Raw genomic sequence first — 17,484 nt, forward strand, 5'->3', positions numbered from 1 at the left:
CATGGCCCACATCGACAAACGCGCTTATGCCGAAATGTTCGGCCCCACCGTGGGCGATCGCGTCCGACTGGCAGATACGGCCTTGGTGATCGAGGTTGAAAAAGACTTCACGCTGCAAGCCGGTGGCTACGGCGAAGAGGTCAAGTTCGGGGGGGGGAAAACCATCCGCGATGGCATGTCGCAATCGCAAAGAACGAACGCCGAAGGTGCGATGGACTGCGTGCTCACCAACGCGCTCATCATCGATCACTGGGGCATCGTCAAAGCCGACATCGGCCTGCGCGGCAACCGCATCGCCGCCATTGGCAAAGCGGGCAACCCTGACACGCAGCCGGGTGTCGACATCATCATCGGCCCCGGCACCGAGATCATCAGCTGCGAAGGCTTGATCGTCACCGCAGGCGGCATTGACTCACACATCCACTTCATCGCGCCCCAACAGATCGACGAAGCGCTGGCCAGCGGTGTGACCACCATGCTGGGCGGCGGCACCGGCCCGGCCACCGGCACCTTTGCCACCACCTGCACGCCTGGCCCTTTCAACATCGAACGCATGATGCAGGCGGCCGATGCCTTTGCGATGAACATTGGCTTTCTGGGCAAGGGCAATGCCAGCTTGCATGCCGCACTGCACGAGCAGATCAGCGCAGGTGCGATTGGCCTCAAGCTCCACGAAGACTGGGGCACCACGCCTGCGGCCATCGACAACTGCCTGAACGTGGCCGAAGAAACCGACACGCAAGTCGCCATCCACACCGACACGCTCAACGAATCGGGCTTTGTGGAAGACACCGTGGCGGCCTTCAAAGGCCGCACCATCCACACCTTCCACACCGAAGGCGCGGGCGGCGGGCATGCCCCCGACATCTTGAAAGTGGTGGGCGAAGCCAACGTGCTGCCGTCTTCGACCAACCCCACACGCCCCTACACCATCAACACGCTCGACGAGCATGTGGACATGCTCATGGTCTGCCACCACCTGGACCCAGCGATTGCCGAGGACCTGGCTTTTGCAGAAAGCCGCATCCGCAAAGAAACCATTGCGGCCGAAGACATCCTGCACGACCTGGGCGCCATCAGCATGATGAGCAGCGACAGCCAAGCCATGGGCCGCGTGGGCGAAGTCATCATCCGCACCTGGCAGACCGCGCACAAGATGAAGCAGCAGCGCGGCAGCCTGCCCGGCGACACCGATCGCCACGACAACGCCCGCGTCAAACGGTACATCGCCAAGTACACGATCAACCCCGCGATTGCGCACGGCATCAGCCACGAAGTGGGCAGCATCGAGGCTGGCAAGTGGGCTGACTTGGTGATCTGGAAGCCCGCGTTTTTTGGCGTGAAACCGGCGCTCATCATGAAGGGCGGCTTCATCGCGCTGGCCGCCATGGGCGACCCGAACGCGTCCATCCCCACACCGCAGCCGGTGCACTACCGCCCCATGTTTGGCAGCTATGGCGGGGCGCTGTCGCGCGGCTCGCTGACTTTTGTCTCGCAAGCGGGTTTGCAGGCGGGCGTGGGTGCACGTTATGGTCTGCAAAAAACCTTGTCGGCCGTGAAAAACATCCGCAAAGTAGGCAAGCGCGACATGGTCCACAATGACTACGCGCCCCGCATGGAAGTCGATGCCCAAACTTATGCGGTGCGTGCCGACGGTCAATTGCTGGTGTGCGAACCAGCCACCAGCCTGCCCATGACTCAAAGGTATTTTCTTTTTTGAACATGCCAGACCATTGACCCCCTTGCATTGCAACCCCTTGATCGCCACGAAGCCGTGGCTCCTACACTGATGCTCCTCTGCTCCAAACTCATGCCCCAAGGCCGTGGCCTGGCCCGCGTGCTGATCCAACGTGCCTGCACCATCACCCTGGACTGGGACACCCGCCAGAAAAGCCGCTTTGATGCGACCGACAGCGCAGGCCGTGCCCTGGGCATCTTTTTGCCCCGAGGCACCGTGGTGCGCGGCGGCGATGTGCTGGTGGCCGAAGACGGCTCGCTCGTGCGTGTGCAAGCCGCACCACAAGCCGTGCTGCGCATCACCGCCTGCACCGAGCACGGATCGCCCTTTGACCTGACCCGCGCCGCGTACCACTTGGGCAACCGGCATGTACCCATCGAGCTGCAACCCGACCACCTGAAGATCGAGCCCGACCATGTGCTGGCCGACATGCTGCGGGCCATGCACATGACGGTGATCGAGGTTTCTGAATCTTTTGAGCCCGAAAACGGTGCATATGGTGACCACGGTGGGCATGCCGGTCACGGACACTCACCAGCTCATGGCCACGATCACCCACACACCGACAACGCCGCAACTGCCGAGCCGCATGTGCATGGCCCAGATTGCCAACACGGGCATGCAGCACCTGCTTCAAGCCCGGCAGTGGCCAAGCGCATTCCTATCGGCATCCCAATCCGCACCGTGCAAGCCGCGCCCCATGTGCACGGCCCCGACTGCCAGCATGAGCACTGACACCGCGCCTTCGGGTTTGCTGCAACTGATCTGGCTCGCATCGCCAGCGTTGCCCATCGGCGGCTTTTCGTATTCCGAAGGCCTGGAAGCCGCCATCGAGCAAGGCCTGGTGCACAACGAAGCCAGCGCCACCGATTGGGTGGTGGACCAGCTGCATCTGACGCAGTCTCGCGGCGACATGGCGGTGCTGGCACAAGCCATTCCAGCTTGGCAGCGCCACGACACCGCCCGCCTGCAAGCGCTGAACGACTGGGTCATGACCACCCGCGAAACCGCCGAGATGCGGCTGCAAACCGAGCAAATGGGCCGCTCTCTGCTCGACTGGCTGCGCAACCTGCAGCAGGCCAGCCACGCGCAACTGCAGTTTTGCGCCAGCCTACCTGTGACCTACCCGCTGGCCATGTCCTTTGCTTTGTCCCTGGCCAATACGCCACTGGACCAAGCCCTGCAGGCTTATGCCTTTGGCTGGGCCGAGAACATGACCCAGGCGGCACTCAAGTCCGTGCCCTTGGGCCAAAGCGCAGGCCAACGCATGCTGGCGCGGCTGGCACGAGAAATCCCTACGGCCGTGCAAACGGCCATCGACCTCAGCGACGACGACCGCCAGGCCTTCAGCCCCATGCTGGCCATCTTGTCGGCACGCCACGAAACCCAATACTCCCGAATTTTCAGATCATGACTTCTGCACTGCACCACATCCCCAACCGCACCCGCAAACTGCCGCCCCTGCGCGTGGGCATCGGCGGGCCGGTCGGCTCCGGCAAAACCACCCTGCTCGAGATGCTGTGCAAAAACATGCGCGAACGCTGGGACCTGATCGCCATCACCAACGACATCTACACCAAAGAAGACCAGCGCCTGCTGACGGTGAGCGGCGCCCTGCCCGCTGAGCGCATCATGGGCGTGGAAACCGGCGGCTGCCCCCACACCGCCATCCGCGAAGACGCGTCCATCAACCTTGAAGCGATTGACCGCATGCTCGAAAAGTTTCCCAACGCCGACGTGGTCTTCATCGAGAGCGGTGGCGACAACCTGGCAGCCACCTTCAGCCCCGAACTCAGTGACCTCACGATCTACGTGATCGACGTGGCGGCGGGCGAAAAAATTCCGCGCAAAGGCGGCCCCGGCATCACCAAAAGCGACCTGTTCGTCATCAACAAAACCGACCTGGCCCCGCATGTGGGCGCTGACCTGCAAGTCATGCGCGACGACACCAACCGCATGCGCCCCAACCCCGAAACCCGCCCTTGGGTGATGACCAACTTGAAAACCCTGGACGGCTTGGCCGAAGTGGTGGCTTTCATCGAAAAGCGCGGCATGCTGGCCACCGCTTGATGCGGACCGCTTCTTTTTGAACACGCCTGCCTCAAAAGCCCGCATCTAAGCCGTTACAATCTACCTCCAAGGAAGCGTGGCAGAGTGGTCGATTGCACCGGTCTTGAAAACCGGCGACTCGAAAGGGTCCGTGAGTTCGAATCTCACCGCTTCCGCCAGATCACATTACAAATCAAGCGCTTAGGCGCTTTTTTTGTTGCCGAAAGCAAATTGAACTTCTATCAATTCAGATTTTGCAAAGACCCTTTATTTCACCAAATAAACATTCAAAGTAGTTTAGAATTTTTTACATCTGATTAAAAATATTAGACGAGACTGCAATTCAGAATAAATAAATAATCGATGCAAGACAATAAAAAAAGGGGCCTGAGCCCCTTTTTTTATTCGTGATTTATTTAAAATAAAATCAGAACTTGTAACCAATGCTCACACCGGCTTTGACAAGGCTTGGTTTGTAGGTTTCAGTCACATCTGTGTAATAGGATTTGGTGTTGAAATTAATTTTTTCAATTTCAACTGTGCCGTACAACTCATTTGTGATTTTAAACTTGACACCAACACCGAAACCTGTGCCATTGTGTTTCATACTGGCAGAGCCTGCATCACCCGCTACTGGCGTTGAATCCAAAGTGTAATCAAAAGTGTTTTTGCCAGTTGCGCGAACGATGCTGAATTTTGCATAGGCTTGAACCGAATCATTCAGGTTATAACCTGGCTCAATGGAGATGCCCCAAACGTTGGAGAGTTTGAATTCATCAGACCAGATACCGCCAGTATCTACGGAAAAACTGCGCAAGGAACCAGATTTTTGTGAACCCAGCATGGTGAAAACACCACCAGCCATATTAAAAGCACCGTAAGACTTTGAATAATTCAAAGACAGATTACCAACGGCTTTGGTGTCAGAAACTTTGCCATCAGGGCTGTAGTCTTTTAAAGTTGTTTGTGCAGCGTTAAAACCAATACCCGCTTGGATGGAAGGACCGTCGAATGTACCAGCAGCGGACACCGTAGAAATGGCCGCAAAAGATGCGGCAATGAAAAATCGTGATTTGATCATGGAAACCTCTAGAGGAAAAATTATTATTGAAAATATCACTTGATAAATTTAAATAAATATTCGAGTGACATTCAATCATACACACGCCATCGCAAAAAACTCTTGACACATGAAAAAGTGACTGACAGCAACTTTTACAAATTTTCAAGGAAATATAATTAATTAATATTTTTAATTAAAATAATTTATATATTTATATCAATTTACTTATATTCACAAACCAACCCTTTTCAAGCTCAAGCACTTGGGACATACGCCAGCTTGAACACCCTTGCCCTTCGAACTACTCATCTGGGCAAAAACCTCTCAAAAAAACCACTTCCGTCAATTGCCCACACAGGGTGCGCTGATTGTTTGAGCCATGCGGCTTGTAGAGCGCCCCAGCCGAGCTCAGGATTTTGAGAGCCGCAAAGCCCAAGGTCCCAGAAAAATACCCATGGCCAGGACGGCAAATGCGGCTGTCCAGGCTTGAGGTTCTTGAATACCGCCATGGGCATCCAAGGCCAGGCCTAGCAGCCATCCCGACAAGGCAGACAAGCCAAAACCCACGGTGGAGTGCAAGGCCAAGGTCAGACCCTTGAAGGATGGTTGAGCGTGCGACATCATCCCGGCCGTCAAGGAGCCCGAGTCGGCAGGTACGGTCACGGCATACACCACCAACAAGCCCAGCAGCAACCAAGGCGAACCGTCCGCCCCCCAAGCCACCAGCAAAGCGGTCAGGCCAGAGGCCAGCTGAATCCAGGTCAATGCACGTTGTCGGCCAAAGCGCAAACACAGTTCATTGCCCAAAATGCTCGCAGGCATGGCCAGCAAAGAGGCCACAAAGCTGACCCACATGGGGTCAGGCAGTTGTAGCCCTGAATGGCGTGCGACCACAAACGCCCAAAACGCCACAATCCAGGTTCTGAATCCATACAGTTCAAAGCAATGTGCGCCATAAGCCAGGATGTAAGCCATGGCCGGTCGATTGCGCAAAACGGGACGAATGTCCAGCAAGTGACCGGGCACCACAACCGGTTGCCGTGGGGCCATTTTCCAAGCGACCACAATCATGTACAAGGGCCCCAAAGCGGTGATGGCAAACGCCCAACGCCAGCCCCAGGATTGGGCCAACAGTTGCGACACCAAAAATGAGAACCCGACGCCCATGGAATAACTGGCGGTGTACAAGGTGATGCTGCGCGAGGCATCGGCCTGCCCCAAGCGGTCTGTCAGTGCCCGCAATCCGGGCATATAGGCCCCAGCAAAGCTGGCACCGGCCATGGCCCAAAACACCATCCCGCTCCACCAACTGTTTGCAAAGCAGGCAAAGGCCAAGGTACTCAAGGCACTGCACAAAGACCCCCAAAACAAGATGCGTCTGGCGTCCAAGCGGTCCGTCAATGCCGTCAAACCGGGCACAGCCACCATGTAGCCACAAGCATAGGCCGCAGCCAACAAGCCGGCTTGTGTGCTGCTCATGCCCCAAACCGGCATGAGGTGCTGAACCATCACAGCGGGTACCACCACATGGGGCAATAGATTGCCCACTTGGCCCACACACATGGCCCACACCAGGCGGGTGCCTTGCAGAGTTTTCACGCCGCTCACCTACCAGGCGGCATCCAGGATGCTGCGCACATCTTGGGGGCCATGGATTTTTCTGGGGTTGGTGTGGATAAGGCGGTCGTGCATGGCGTTGTGCGCAATGAGGTCCAGCATGTCGGCGGGCACCCCCACCTCGCGCAAGGTGCTGGGCAAACCCAGTTCGGCCACCAATTCGGCCAGCAGATCACAAGCGGGCTTGTTCGGCTCGCCCAAGGCTTCGCTCACCCGTTTTTGTTGCTCGGCGTTCACGCTGTGGTTGTAGCGCATCACATGGGGCAGCATGACACAAGAGGTGTACCCATGAGGCACCCCAGCAGTGCCACCCAACACATGGCCAATGCCATGGCTGGCCCCTTTGTGCACGCCTGCACTCGAGCCGATGATGGACATCCATGCCCCCAACTGGCAATCGAGTCGGGCGTTCAGATCAGAGGGGTCTTTTTTGACGGCCCGCAAACCTCGGCCCAAAAGGCGCAAGGCCTGAAAGGAGGTGGCCTCTGACATGGGGTGGGTGTTGACAGAGCACAGGTCTTCCACGGCATGGTCTACAGCGCGTAGGCCTGTAGACAACCACAACCATTCAGGGGTGTGGACCGTCAAGGCCGGATCCAGGATCACGGTACGAGGTGACGCTTTGGGGTGCAGAAAATTTTCTTTGTACCCCTTGGCCGTATCGGTGCAACCGGCCAAGGCGCTGAATTCACCCGCCGACAAGGTGGTCGAGATCACCGTGCTGGGCACGCTGGGGCCATTGAATTCGGGCCGCTCCACACGCCCATCGGCATGGACCCGGGTGGCCAAGCGGTCCAGGTCCTCGGGTGAGTCGATGGCATTGCTCATGCACAGGGTCAGCATTTTTCCGGCATCGGTGATCGAGCCGCCCCCCAGCGTCAAAATCAGATCGGCCCGTGCATTCAAGGCCTCATGTGCCGCCTTGACCACAGCTGTGCGCGGTGTGTGTGCAGGCATGTCAGAAAACACCCCCACGCAGCGTGTACCCAAGACTCCTCTGAGTTGATCCACCACATCGGTGTGGCGCGTCAAGCTGCCACTGGCCAACACAAACACCCGCTGGGCGTCCACCGTTTGAACCTCTTGGGCAAGGGCCTGCACAAAGGGAACGCCATAAACAATGCGCTGCGTGTTGGGATAACTGTAGAGGCCAGAACGCATGAGAGTGGTCTTTCATGTCCATGAAACTGGAAGGCTTCATCATCTCGCATCCACGCGGGTTTGGAGTCGCCTAGTTGTCTCGATCTGCCTTGACTTACCCATTGAAAGCTTCAAGATGAGCTGAGTTTCATTGACCGGCGAAAGTAGAGACATGCATGATTTTGTATTTCCTGCAGTGACGCTGCCCGAGAGTGCGCAGTTGTTGCGACAGCAGGTTCGGGCATTTCTTCAACGAGAAATGGATGCGGGGAGTTTCACGCCACGCAAAAATTCCTGGTCTGAAGGCGATGCCGAATTCAGCCGCAAATGTGGGCAGGCTGGCTACATCGGCATGGTGTGGCCCCGCCAATACGGAGGCCAGGAACGCACTGCCCTGGAGCGGTATGTGATGACCGAAGAGATGCTGGCTGGCGGTGCCCCCGTGGGGGCGCACTGGGTGGCCGATCGGCAAAGCGGCAACCAGATTTTGCGTCATGGCAGCGAACGGGCTCGCCGCCTGATCTTGCCCCAAATTGCAGCGGGTGAATGCTTTTTTGCCATCGGCATGAGCGAGCCCGATTCGGGCTCGGATTTGGCCGCTGTCAGAAGCAAAGCCGTCAAGGTGGAGGGGGGCTGGAAACTCTCGGGCACCAAGGTCTGGACCAGCAGCGCCCACCGTGCGCATTACCTGATTGCCTTGGTGCGTACGGCCCCCAAAGAAGAAGACCGCCATGCGGGCATGACTCAATTCATCGTCGACTTGAAATCACCCGGCCTGAGCCTGAGCCCCATCCTGAACATCTATGGCGCACACGACTGGAACGAAGTGGTTTTTGATGAATGCTTTGTGCCCGATGACATGGTGATGGGTGAAGTCGGTGGTGGCTGGGACATGGTGACCAGTGAATTGGCTTTCGAGCGATCGGGGCCAGACCGCTTTTTGAGCACCTACCAGTTGCTGCTGGCGTCGATGGAAAAACTGGGCGACCAACCCGATGCGAGATCGGTCAATGAAATAGGTCGTTTTGTGGCGCACTTGACCACCTTGCGGCGCATGTCCACGTCAGTGGCCGGCATGCTCACACAGGGACAAAAACCGATTCTTGAAGCGGCTTTGGTGAAAGACATTGGCACCGCATTTGAGCGTGAAATTCCCGAAATATTTCGGCAACTGATTCCCACCGAGCCGGTGATGGACAACGACAGCAGCGACTTTGACGCATTGCTGGGCATGAACATGTTGAAGGCTCCCGGCTTCACCATCCGGGGGGGAACCCGGGAAATATTGCGTGGAATGATTGCCAAAGGATTGGGACTGCGATGAGCGATATTCGTGACGATCTTGAAAAAACGGTTGACCGCATTTGTGAGGCCCATTGCCTCAAAGAAGTGTTCATGTCGAGCGAGGAAGGCACTTGGCCCCAAGCCCTTTGGCAGGCACTGCAAGAGGTGGGCTTGCCCCAGGCTTGCCTGAGTGAAGAACAAGGCGGCAGTGGTTTGAGTTATGCCGATGCGCTCTTTGTTTTGCGGCGCAGCGCCTTCCACGGCGCACCGGTGCCACTGGCCGAGACTTTTTTGGCTGGACGCTTGTTGTCTGCCGCAGGTCTGAGCGTGCCCGAGGGCGTTTTATCGGTCAGCGTGGCCCACACCAAAGACCATTTGCAGCTCCAAGGTGACGGCGAACAAACCCGCTTGTCGGGCCTGGCTCACCGCGTGCCTTGGGGGCTGTCTTGTGACCATTTGGTGCTGGTGGCGCAGCGAGATGGCGTGCCTTGTGTGGTGCGGGTCGAGCGTCAGGCGCTGGCCACAGTGGCCCACACAGCGGTCAAAAATCTGGCTGGTGAACCCCGCATTGATTTCAACTTTCAAAACACCCCTTGCGCCGCGGTCGCCCCCCTGGCGCAAGCGAACGAGCGACTGTTGTGCGAAGGGGCTTTGATGCGGTCGGTGCAAATGGCCGGTGCTTTGCAACGCGCCTTGGCGTACAGCCTGCAGTACGCCAATGACCGTGTTCAGTTTGGCCGCCCCATTGGCAAATTTCAGGCCGTGCAGCACATGCTGGCGGTTTTGGCAGGCCATGTGGCCGCCAGCGCCGCCGCTGTGGATGCCGCCATTGAGGCCTCAGAGAATGAACCTTCGGACTTTGCCGTGGCCGTGGCCAAGTCCAGGGCCGGTGAAGCGGCAGGCAAAGGGGCCGAAATTGCACACCAAGTGCATGGTGCCATGGGCTTTACCCGCGAGCACAACCTTCACCACCTGACACGCAGACTCTGGTCCTGGCGTGACGAGTTTGGCAACGAAACCCATTGGCAGACTCGCATCGGCGAGATGGCTTTGAAGCAAGGGGCCAACATGCTGTGGCCTTTCCTCACGCGTTTGTGATTTTTTCAACTGACTCAGGAGACAAAAAACATGCTCAAGCGAAACTTTCTCACCGGCTGCGCTTTGTCGTTGGCCATGGCCCTGTGCACAGGGGCAGTGGCCCAAGACAAAGACTTTCCGTCCAAACCTTTTCGCATTTTTGTCCCCTTCACGGCCGGCAGCGGCTCTGACACCTCGGCCCGCTTTTTTGGCGATCGACTGGCCAAGCAGTTGGGTCAGTCGGCCACGGTTGAAAACAAACCCGGTGCCAGTGGCATCATTTCGGTTCAGGCCTTGTTGGCTTTGCCCGCCGATGGTCACGCGATTTTGTTGGCCAGCAATTCACCCATCTCGGTCAATCCCATCAGCATCAAAAATCTCCCCTACAACCCCATGACCGACTTGACGCCTTTGGCCGGTCTGTCGCGCAACATGAATGTCTGGGTGGTGTCTGGCAATTCCAAGTTCAACCATTTGAAAGATGTGGTGGAACATTCCAAAAAGAATCCCACCAAACCATTGAGCCTGGCCAATTACTCGGCGGGCTATCGTTTGGCAGGTGAATGGTTTTCCAACATGGCCGACGTCAAGTTCAACCACATCACCTACAAAGGGGGCGCTCAAATTTTTACCGACCTGATGGGGGATCAACTGGATGTGGGCATTGCCGATCTGGGCGGGGCTGCGGCCTTGATCAAATCAGGCAAGCTCAAGGCACTGGCCGTCTCAGGTGAGAAAAGACACCCCGATTTCCCCAACGTCCCGACCTTCATTGACAGTGGTTTTCCTGAATATGTGAACTACTCCTGGACGTCGTTTTACGTCAAGGCCGGCACGCCAGAAGCCATCAAGAAAAAGCTCATTGAAGCCTTGGTCAAAGTCAGGGATTCTCGTGAAGGCATGGACTTCAACAAAGCTTCCGGTTCAGACAACATGCCTTACTTTGGTGACTCGATGCTGAAATTCCAGCAAGACGAGCTCGAGCGGTTCACACGTATTTCCAAAATGGCTGGAATGCAACCCGAATGAAAGCCCACGGCATGTCGATGTACAGACCCGATTTGCTGGCGGGCAAGCGCATCCTGATCACGGGTGGTGGCACAGGCTTGGGCAAAAGCATTGGCCAGCGCTATGTGGCTTTGGGTGCAGACTTGGTGATTTGTGGTCGACGCCCAGACGTGTTGAGCCAAACAGCCCAAGAGTTCAAGAGCACCTTGGGTGTTGACATTGAAACGCATGTCTGTGACGTACGGGATGCGCAGGCCGTGCAAGACATGATGGACGCCATCTGGGCCAAAGCACCACTGGATGTGCTGCTCAACAATGCGGCGGGCAATTTTTTGGCCCGAACTGAACGCCTGTCCACGCGTGCTTTTGATGCGGTGGTCGACATCGTGCTCAAGGGTTCGGCCTACTGCACCCTGGACGTGGGCCGCCGTTGGATCGAGGCTGGACGCCCAGGCACGGTGATGTCCATCCTGACCCAGTCGGCCCTGACCGGCATGCCCTTCACAGTGCCATCGGCCATGGCCAAGGCCGGTGCACTGGCCATGATCAAAAGCCTGGCCGTCGAATGGGGCCCTTATGGCATTCGCACCGTGGGGGTGGTGCCAGGGCCGTTTCCGACCGAAGGTGCTTGGTCTCGCCTGATGCCGCAAGAACGCATCGGTGACGCCCCCATTGAACAAGGTGTGGCGCTGCGGCGTGTCGGGCAGCACCATGAATTGGCCGACTTGTGTGTGTACCTGATTTCAGACAGTGCCGCCTTCATCACGGGAGAGGCCGTGATCATCGATGGCGGCCGAATGCTGCAAGGTGCGGCAGGCGCATCGGCTTACAACATGCAGCACTGGCCTGACAGCACCTGGGACAGCCTCAAACCCAAGAAAAACACAGCATGAGTGACGCCAACATGGACTTGTCTGATGGGCCTTTGACAGGCATTCGCATACTGGACCTGACCTCGGTGGTGCTGGGTCCTCTGGCCACACAAATGCTGGGCGATTACGGTGCTGAGGTCATCAAGATCGAAAGCCTTGAAGGTGATCTGATGCGCTCCAACGGCGTGAACCTCTCGCCCAGCATGAGTTCGATTTACCTGGCCATCAACCGCAACAAACAATCCATGGCCTTGGACTTGAAGTCTGATCAAGGCAAAGCCATTTTGCGGCAATTGGTTCCGCGGGTGGATGTGCTGGTGCACAACATGCGGGTCTCGGCCATTGAAAAACTCGGTTTTGGTTACGAAGCCGTGGCCCAAGCCAACCCCCAAATCGTCTATTGCGCGGCCACAGGTTTTGACCAAGATGGCCCCGACAAGGACCGCCCCGCTTTTGACGACATCATTCAGGCAGCTTGTGGATTGGCCAGTGTCAACAGCCTTGGCCGCGATCGGCCAGATTACGTCTCCACACTGGTGGCCGACAAAACCACGGGCATGGTTTTGGTCAACGCCGTTTTGGCCGCCTTGCTGGCCAAGTCGCGCAGCGGCCAAGGGCAATATGTGGAAGTGCCCATGCTAGAGACCATGGTGGCCTTCACCTTGGTGGAGCACATGGGGGGACTGACCCGCAACCCAGCCACCCAAAGTGCTGGCTACAGCCGTGTGTTGGGCGGTGGACGTCAACCCAGCCCCACACGCGATGGCTTCATTGCCATGCTGCCGTACACCAACCACCATTGGGAAAGTTTTTTCAAAGATGCGGGTCAAGAGGCCCTGGGTCAGTCTTTGGGGGTGAGCAACCGCGTCACACGCAATGCCAACATCAAAGGGCTGTACGCCGCTTTGCACCAAATCACCGCCACCAAAACCACCGCCGAATGGATTGAAATTTGCGACCGACTGGACATTCCCGCAACGCCCATCTACGCCATGGAGGACTTGCCAGCTCACCCTCAATTACAAGCCGTTGGGCTGTTTGAGGACACGGTGCACCCTGACGTTGGGGCCATTCGTTATGTGCGTCCTACTGTCAAATTTGCCAAAACACCGGCCAAGGTGCGCCACCAGGCCCACCGTCTCGGCCAGGACACGCACGCCATCTTGTCCGAGTTGGGTTACAGCCCCGATCAAATCCAGGCACTGGCCGATCAAGGTGTCATTTTGAAAAGCGACTGACGGCACTTTTACCTCACACGACAGGACCCCATCATGAGCAGCACCCCCGATCTGAAAATCACCCACGACCAACATGTCACCTTGGTGGAAATTTGCAGACCACCTCACAATTTTTTTGACTTTGAATTGATCCAGCAAATTGCCAATACCTTTGAAGCCCTGGATCAGAACCCGCAGTGTCGGGCTATTGTGCTGGCCTCCCAGGGCACGGCATTTTGTGCCGGGGCCAATTTCAACAGCCCAGATGACAAAATCAGCCGCCCTGAAAACCCAGGCACCAATCCTTTGTATTTCGAGGCCATCCGGATTTTTTCTTGCCGTAAACCGATTGTGGCGGCCATTCAAGGCGCTGCTGTGGGTGGCGGACTCGGCTTGGCCTTGGTGGCCGATTTCCGCGTCACCTGCCCAGAAGCCCGTTTCACGGCCAACTTCAACCGTTTGGGCTTTCATCCCGGCTTTGGTCTGTCGGTCACTTTGCCCCGCTTGGTAGGGATTCAAAAAGCCAATTTGCTGTTTTTCACGGGCAGGCGGATTGGGGGACAAGAAGCCTTGGACATGGGGTTGGCCGATGTGCTGGTGGCCCAATCCGATGTGCGTGCCGAAGCCCTCAAACTCGCTCACGAAATCGCTGTCTCAGCCCCGCTGTCGGTTCAGTCCACACGGGCCACCCTGCGCCAAGGCTTGGTGCCGCAACTGCAGCAAGCGGTAGCGCATGAAAGTGCCGAGCAAAACTGGCAGTTCAAAACCGAAGATTTCAAAGAAGGCGTCAAAGCCATGACCGAACGCCGACCACCGCAGTTCCAAGCCCGCTGAATGGGTGGTTGCGCGGGTGGCTGCACAGGCCAACTCGCGCCGGCCTGTGCAACAAGGATGGTGAACATCCCTGTGGCTTGATCACCATTTGACTTTGCCGCTGCCCACATCCATCACCATGCGTGTGGACAGATACAGCCGTGGCGCGATCGAGTCGATGAAGATGTACTCGTCGTCGTTCGAGTGGGCTCCAAAGCCGCGCAGTCCAAAACTCTCCAGCACACCACCTTTGGGACGCAGCCCGGCAAACGCGGCATCCGTCCCCCCACCGGTGGCACGCTCTTGGACCATCAGGTTTTGGCCGATTTCCTGAAAAATGCCCAAGGCGTGTTGCGCCATGACCCGAGATGCTTGAGTGGCTTCAAAGGCTGGACGGCTTCTGTAAAAACTCAGGTCAATTTGGGTGTCTGGGATCAACTTGTCCTTGATGGCTTCTTTCAGGCTGGCCTCCATCTGATCCAGATCCTTGTTGGACAGCGAACGCACATCGGCAATGGCGCTGGCTGAAGCGGGAATCACATTGCGGACATCGCCACCCCGGGCCACGGTCCAGTTGATCTTGAGTCCCTTGGACGGGTCACCAAAGTTGCGGGTCTTGAGCATCTGGTGCGCCAATTCGTAGACTGCGTTGCGCCCGCCTTCGGGGTTGGCGCCAGCATGAGAGGCTTTGCCGGTGACTTTCATCTCCACAATGGCAATGCTGCTGGTGGCCAGTCGAACCATGTCTTTGTCCACGCCACCGCCTTCAAAGGACATCACCGCATCGTATTCCTCGCCCAACCGGACCAGCAAGGCGCTGGAGCCTGCCGAGCCCACTTCTTCGTCGCCGTTGATGGCCACAGCGAGTTCTGCGTAATCGTCAAAACCCAAATCCTGCAGCATTTGCACAGTGTGCAAAATCAAGGCCACGCCCCCTTTGTCGTCTGAAATCGCCAAGCCATAAGCCCGGTTGCCATCGATGCGAAAGGGCTGTTTAGCCACCATGCCCTTCAAATAAACCGTGTCCATGTGGGCGATCAACAGCACTTTCTTTTGGCCCTTGCCTTTTTTGGTGCCCATCACCACCGAACCGAGCTTGGCGCCTTTGAGTTGGGGGTGAAAGTCTGGGGCCTGCGTGGGAATGGTTTTGACCTCCATGCCCAGTTGCTGCAAGCGTTGCCCAATCAACTGGCTGATTTTTTCAAGGCCTTCCAGATCCCGGCTCCCCGACTCGATGGAAACCAAAGTTTTGAGGGTGTCCAGCAAGGCGGGTGTTTGAGATTGGGCCATCGTTTGAACACGGGCCTTGGCAGGATCGCTTGGGGACTGAGCCCAAGCTGGTGTGAATGCTGCTGCGCAGCAGCTGGCAGCCAACAGCAGCCGGGTCGCTTGACGGTTGGAACAACGAACCCAATTCGAAAGCAACATGACGTTTTCCTCAGTGATGAATGGATGGGGTCATTTAACGACTTTGACTGAAGCCAGTCAGCAGCATTCGCGACAGCACAAGCACGCGTGGGGCTGCTCAGCAGGGGGCATTGCAAAGGCGACACGCGTGTGCGGCAGCCTTGCTAAGCTTGCAACCCACAGGAGAAAAACATGACACACAAAATGGCCATCATCGGACTGGGCATCATGGGCCGGCGCATGCTGGAAAACACTTTGCTGCATCCCGCCTTTGAGGTGTGCGGGGTTTGGGACCCCTCGCCTGCATCTGTGGCCAAAACGCGGGAGATGGCACCTGAGGTGCCCGTTGCAGCCCATGCGCAAGCCGCCATGGCCGGGGCCGATGTGGTGTACCTGGCCTGCCCGCCAGGCCCGCGCAAAACCTACGCCTTGCAAGCCGCTGCGGCTGGGCAAGGCGTGTTCATGGAAAAACCCCTGGGCACTGACAACGCGCAAAGCCGTGATTTGGTCACTCAACTGCGCCAAGCGCGTTTGCCCGGCGTGGTCAACTTCACCCAGGCGGCGTCGCGGGGTTTCGAAGAACTGCAACGTGCCATGGACGCTGGAGAAACGGGTGAACTGCTGGGCATTGACATCGTGGTGAACTACCCGGCCTGGCCCCGTGCTTGGCAAAAAGACGCCGACTGGCTGCGCCTGCGCGAGGAAGGTGGTTACACCCGCGAAGTGACCTCACATTTCTTGTTTTTGGCCGGGCGCTTTTTGGGCCCACTGACTTTGCAGCAGGCTTTGCCGCGTTACCCGCAAGACCCCACCTTGTGCGAGTTGGACATGCTGGCACGCTTGACCACGGCCGATGGCAAGCCCGTCACGGTCATGGCCACCACGGGTGGCCAGCAACCCGACCGTCAAGAAGTCACGGTGCGCGGCAGCCGCATGAACCACCAATTCAGGGAGTTTTACCAACTGTGGCGCTCAAACGGCGGCCCCTGGGAGGAGGCCTTGGACTGGCGCACCGAAGACCCGCGCACCAGCGCTTTGCAGCGTCAGTTGAGTGAGGTGGATTTGTGGCTGCGCGGCCAGCCGCACAAACTGGCCACGGCCGAAGAAGCCTTGGCAGTCCAGGAGTTGGTGGAAGCCATGCTGGCAGGTAAGTCCTGATTTCCACTTCCAAGGTGCACCTGACCTGACCCGCCGCTGTGCCGCTGTCGCGGCCTGCGAACAGCTCAGGGCCCTCAGTCGGCTTTGATGTTGGCGCTTCTGACGGTTTTGCCCCACAACTCAAAATCGGATTTGATCCGTTCTGTGGTTTGCTGGGGCGTCATGGGCATAGGGTCGTAGCCTTCGCGTTTGATGGCGGCGATCACTTCCGGGTCTTTCAAGACGCTGGCCATGGCAGGGACCCATTTGTCCATCACTTCCTTGGGCAGACCGGCCGGCCCAACAATGCCAAACCAAATGCTGGCATCAAAGCCTGGAAATCCGGCTTCGGCCATGGTGGGCACATCGGGGAACATGGAACTGCGTTTGCTGGAGGAATCGGCCAAGGCCCGCAGTTTGCCGGCCTGAATGTGAGAAGCTGCTGAGCCCAACGAAGAAAACAACACCGGCACATGCCCCCCGAGCAATTCGGTGATGGCAGGGCTTCCGCCTTTGTAGGGAATGTGGCCAATGTCCAGCTTGGCGGCGGCCTTGAATTGCTCACCCGCCAGATGCCCCACACCGCCCACCCCTGAGGTGCCATAACTCCAGTTTTTGGGGTCTTTTTTGGCCAATTCCACCAAGGACTTCATGTCCGTTGCTTTGGATGTGGGCAGGACCACCACCACCACACCCCCACCCCCCACCATCGAGATGGGCGTAAAGCTGCTCAAGGGGTCGTAGCCGAGTTTGCGCATGTGCGGCAAGATCGTCATGGGGCCTGAGTCTGTGATGTGAAAGGTATAGCCATCGGCAGGCGCTTTGGCGGTTATTTCTGCGGCCAACGCTGCCCCGGCACCTGGCTTGTAATCCATCACAAAAGGCTGTTTGAACATGCGTGACAACCGATCGGTGATGGGGCGCACCAATTTGTCAGCCGCACCACCTGGCGCATAGCCCACCACCATGCGAATGGGCTTGTCCGGGTACTCTGCGCTGGCTGGCGAGACCAGTGCGGCCAAGCCAAAGGTGGCGGTCAAAAGGGTTTTGATCATGTGCATG

At 57.6% G+C, this 17,484-nt stretch carries 16 protein-coding genes and 1 tRNA gene; 12 read left to right on the plus strand and 5 right to left on the minus strand.

Going from position 1 to position 17,484, the window contains the following annotated elements; genetic code table 11:
* Position 1 precedes the first annotated feature (1 nt).
* From ureC to AMM41_RS03365, 5 genes are all read left to right on the plus strand, one after another.
* On the plus strand, positions 2-1,720 hold the full coding sequence (gene ureC, locus AMM41_RS03345) for an urease subunit alpha (protein ID WP_089953009.1): 1,719 nt from the start codon (positions 2-4) through the stop codon (positions 1,718-1,720).
* 69 nt (positions 1,721-1,789) lie between these two features.
* The gene (gene ureE, locus AMM41_RS03350; protein WP_089953631.1) at positions 1,790-2,473 is read left to right on the plus strand and encodes an urease accessory protein UreE; all 684 of its coding nucleotides are present in this window, start codon (positions 1,790-1,792) and stop codon (positions 2,471-2,473) included.
* Complete coding sequence (locus AMM41_RS03355; RefSeq protein ID WP_089953011.1) at positions 2,463-3,152, plus strand: urease accessory protein UreF; 690 nt, start codon at positions 2,463-2,465, stop codon at positions 3,150-3,152. The genes ureE and AMM41_RS03355 overlap by 11 nt, the downstream gene beginning before the upstream one ends.
* Positions 3,149-3,808, plus strand: a complete 660-nt coding sequence (gene ureG / locus AMM41_RS03360; protein WP_089953013.1) for an urease accessory protein UreG — start codon at positions 3,149-3,151, stop codon at positions 3,806-3,808. Before AMM41_RS03355 ends, ureG begins: the two co-directional genes overlap by 4 nt.
* Before the next feature lie 70 nt (positions 3,809-3,878).
* Positions 3,879-3,966, plus strand: a tRNA-Ser gene (locus AMM41_RS03365).
* 248 nt (positions 3,967-4,214) lie between these two features.
* Here AMM41_RS03365 and AMM41_RS03370 read toward each other — a convergent pair.
* From AMM41_RS03370 to AMM41_RS03380, 3 genes are all read right to left on the minus strand, one after another.
* Positions 4,215-4,868, minus strand: coding sequence for an outer membrane beta-barrel protein (locus AMM41_RS03370; RefSeq protein ID WP_089953015.1), 654 nt, complete (start codon positions 4,866-4,868; stop codon positions 4,215-4,217).
* A 390-nt stretch (positions 4,869-5,258) separates the two neighbouring features.
* Complete coding sequence (locus tag AMM41_RS03375; protein ID WP_199233432.1) at positions 5,259-6,449, minus strand: MFS transporter; 1,191 nt, start codon at positions 6,447-6,449, stop codon at positions 5,259-5,261.
* Positions 6,450-6,458: 9 nt separating this feature from the next.
* Positions 6,459-7,628, minus strand: coding sequence for an iron-containing alcohol dehydrogenase (locus AMM41_RS03380; protein WP_089953017.1), 1,170 nt, complete (start codon positions 7,626-7,628; stop codon positions 6,459-6,461).
* Positions 7,629-7,779: 151 nt separating this feature from the next.
* On the opposite strand from AMM41_RS03380, the gene AMM41_RS03385 reads away from it, so the two are divergent.
* From AMM41_RS03385 to AMM41_RS03410, 6 genes are read left to right on the plus strand one after another with little or no spacing between them, the layout of a single operon-like run.
* On the plus strand, positions 7,780-8,931 hold the full coding sequence (locus AMM41_RS03385) for an acyl-CoA dehydrogenase family protein (RefSeq protein WP_089953019.1): 1,152 nt from the start codon (positions 7,780-7,782) through the stop codon (positions 8,929-8,931).
* Positions 8,928-9,989 carry an acyl-CoA dehydrogenase family protein gene (locus AMM41_RS03390; RefSeq protein WP_089953021.1) on the plus strand — a complete coding sequence of 354 codons (1,062 nt, stop codon included), beginning with the start codon at positions 8,928-8,930 and terminating at the stop codon, positions 9,987-9,989. The genes AMM41_RS03385 and AMM41_RS03390 overlap by 4 nt, the downstream gene beginning before the upstream one ends.
* 30 nt (positions 9,990-10,019) lie before the next feature.
* A complete protein-coding gene (locus AMM41_RS03395) occupies positions 10,020-10,997 on the plus strand; it encodes a Bug family tripartite tricarboxylate transporter substrate binding protein (RefSeq protein ID WP_228769076.1) in 978 nt (325 codons plus the stop codon).
* Positions 10,994-11,869 (plus strand): SDR family oxidoreductase, encoded by an 876-nt coding sequence (locus AMM41_RS03400; protein WP_228769077.1) that lies wholly within the window; start codon positions 10,994-10,996, stop codon positions 11,867-11,869. The genes AMM41_RS03395 and AMM41_RS03400 overlap by 4 nt, the downstream gene beginning before the upstream one ends.
* The gene (locus tag AMM41_RS03405; protein ID WP_089953023.1) at positions 11,866-13,086 is read left to right on the plus strand and encodes a CaiB/BaiF CoA transferase family protein; all 1,221 of its coding nucleotides are present in this window, start codon (positions 11,866-11,868) and stop codon (positions 13,084-13,086) included. Before AMM41_RS03400 ends, AMM41_RS03405 begins: the two co-directional genes overlap by 4 nt.
* A 33-nt stretch (positions 13,087-13,119) precedes the next feature.
* On the plus strand, positions 13,120-13,899 hold the full coding sequence (locus AMM41_RS03410) for an enoyl-CoA hydratase/isomerase family protein (RefSeq protein WP_089953026.1): 780 nt from the start codon (positions 13,120-13,122) through the stop codon (positions 13,897-13,899).
* An 81-nt stretch (positions 13,900-13,980) separates the two neighbouring features.
* Here AMM41_RS03410 and AMM41_RS03415 read toward each other — a convergent pair whose 3' ends face one another.
* Positions 13,981-15,306, minus strand: a complete 1,326-nt coding sequence (locus tag AMM41_RS03415; RefSeq protein ID WP_089953028.1) for a glutamate carboxypeptidase — start codon at positions 15,304-15,306, stop codon at positions 13,981-13,983.
* A 171-nt stretch (positions 15,307-15,477) separates the two neighbouring features.
* On the opposite strand from AMM41_RS03415, the gene AMM41_RS03420 reads away from it, so the two are divergent.
* Complete coding sequence (locus AMM41_RS03420; protein WP_089953031.1) at positions 15,478-16,443, plus strand: Gfo/Idh/MocA family protein; 966 nt, start codon at positions 15,478-15,480, stop codon at positions 16,441-16,443.
* Between the two features lie 74 nt (positions 16,444-16,517).
* On the opposite strand, the gene AMM41_RS03425 is transcribed toward AMM41_RS03420, so the two are convergent.
* Positions 16,518-17,483, minus strand: coding sequence for a Bug family tripartite tricarboxylate transporter substrate binding protein (locus AMM41_RS03425; RefSeq protein ID WP_089953033.1), 966 nt, complete (start codon positions 17,481-17,483; stop codon positions 16,518-16,520).
* Position 17,484 lies beyond the last annotated feature (1 nt).

The sequence above is a fragment of the Limnohabitans sp. 2KL-3 genome (assembly GCF_001269405.1).
Classification (GTDB): domain Bacteria; phylum Pseudomonadota; class Gammaproteobacteria; order Burkholderiales; family Burkholderiaceae_C; genus Limnohabitans_A.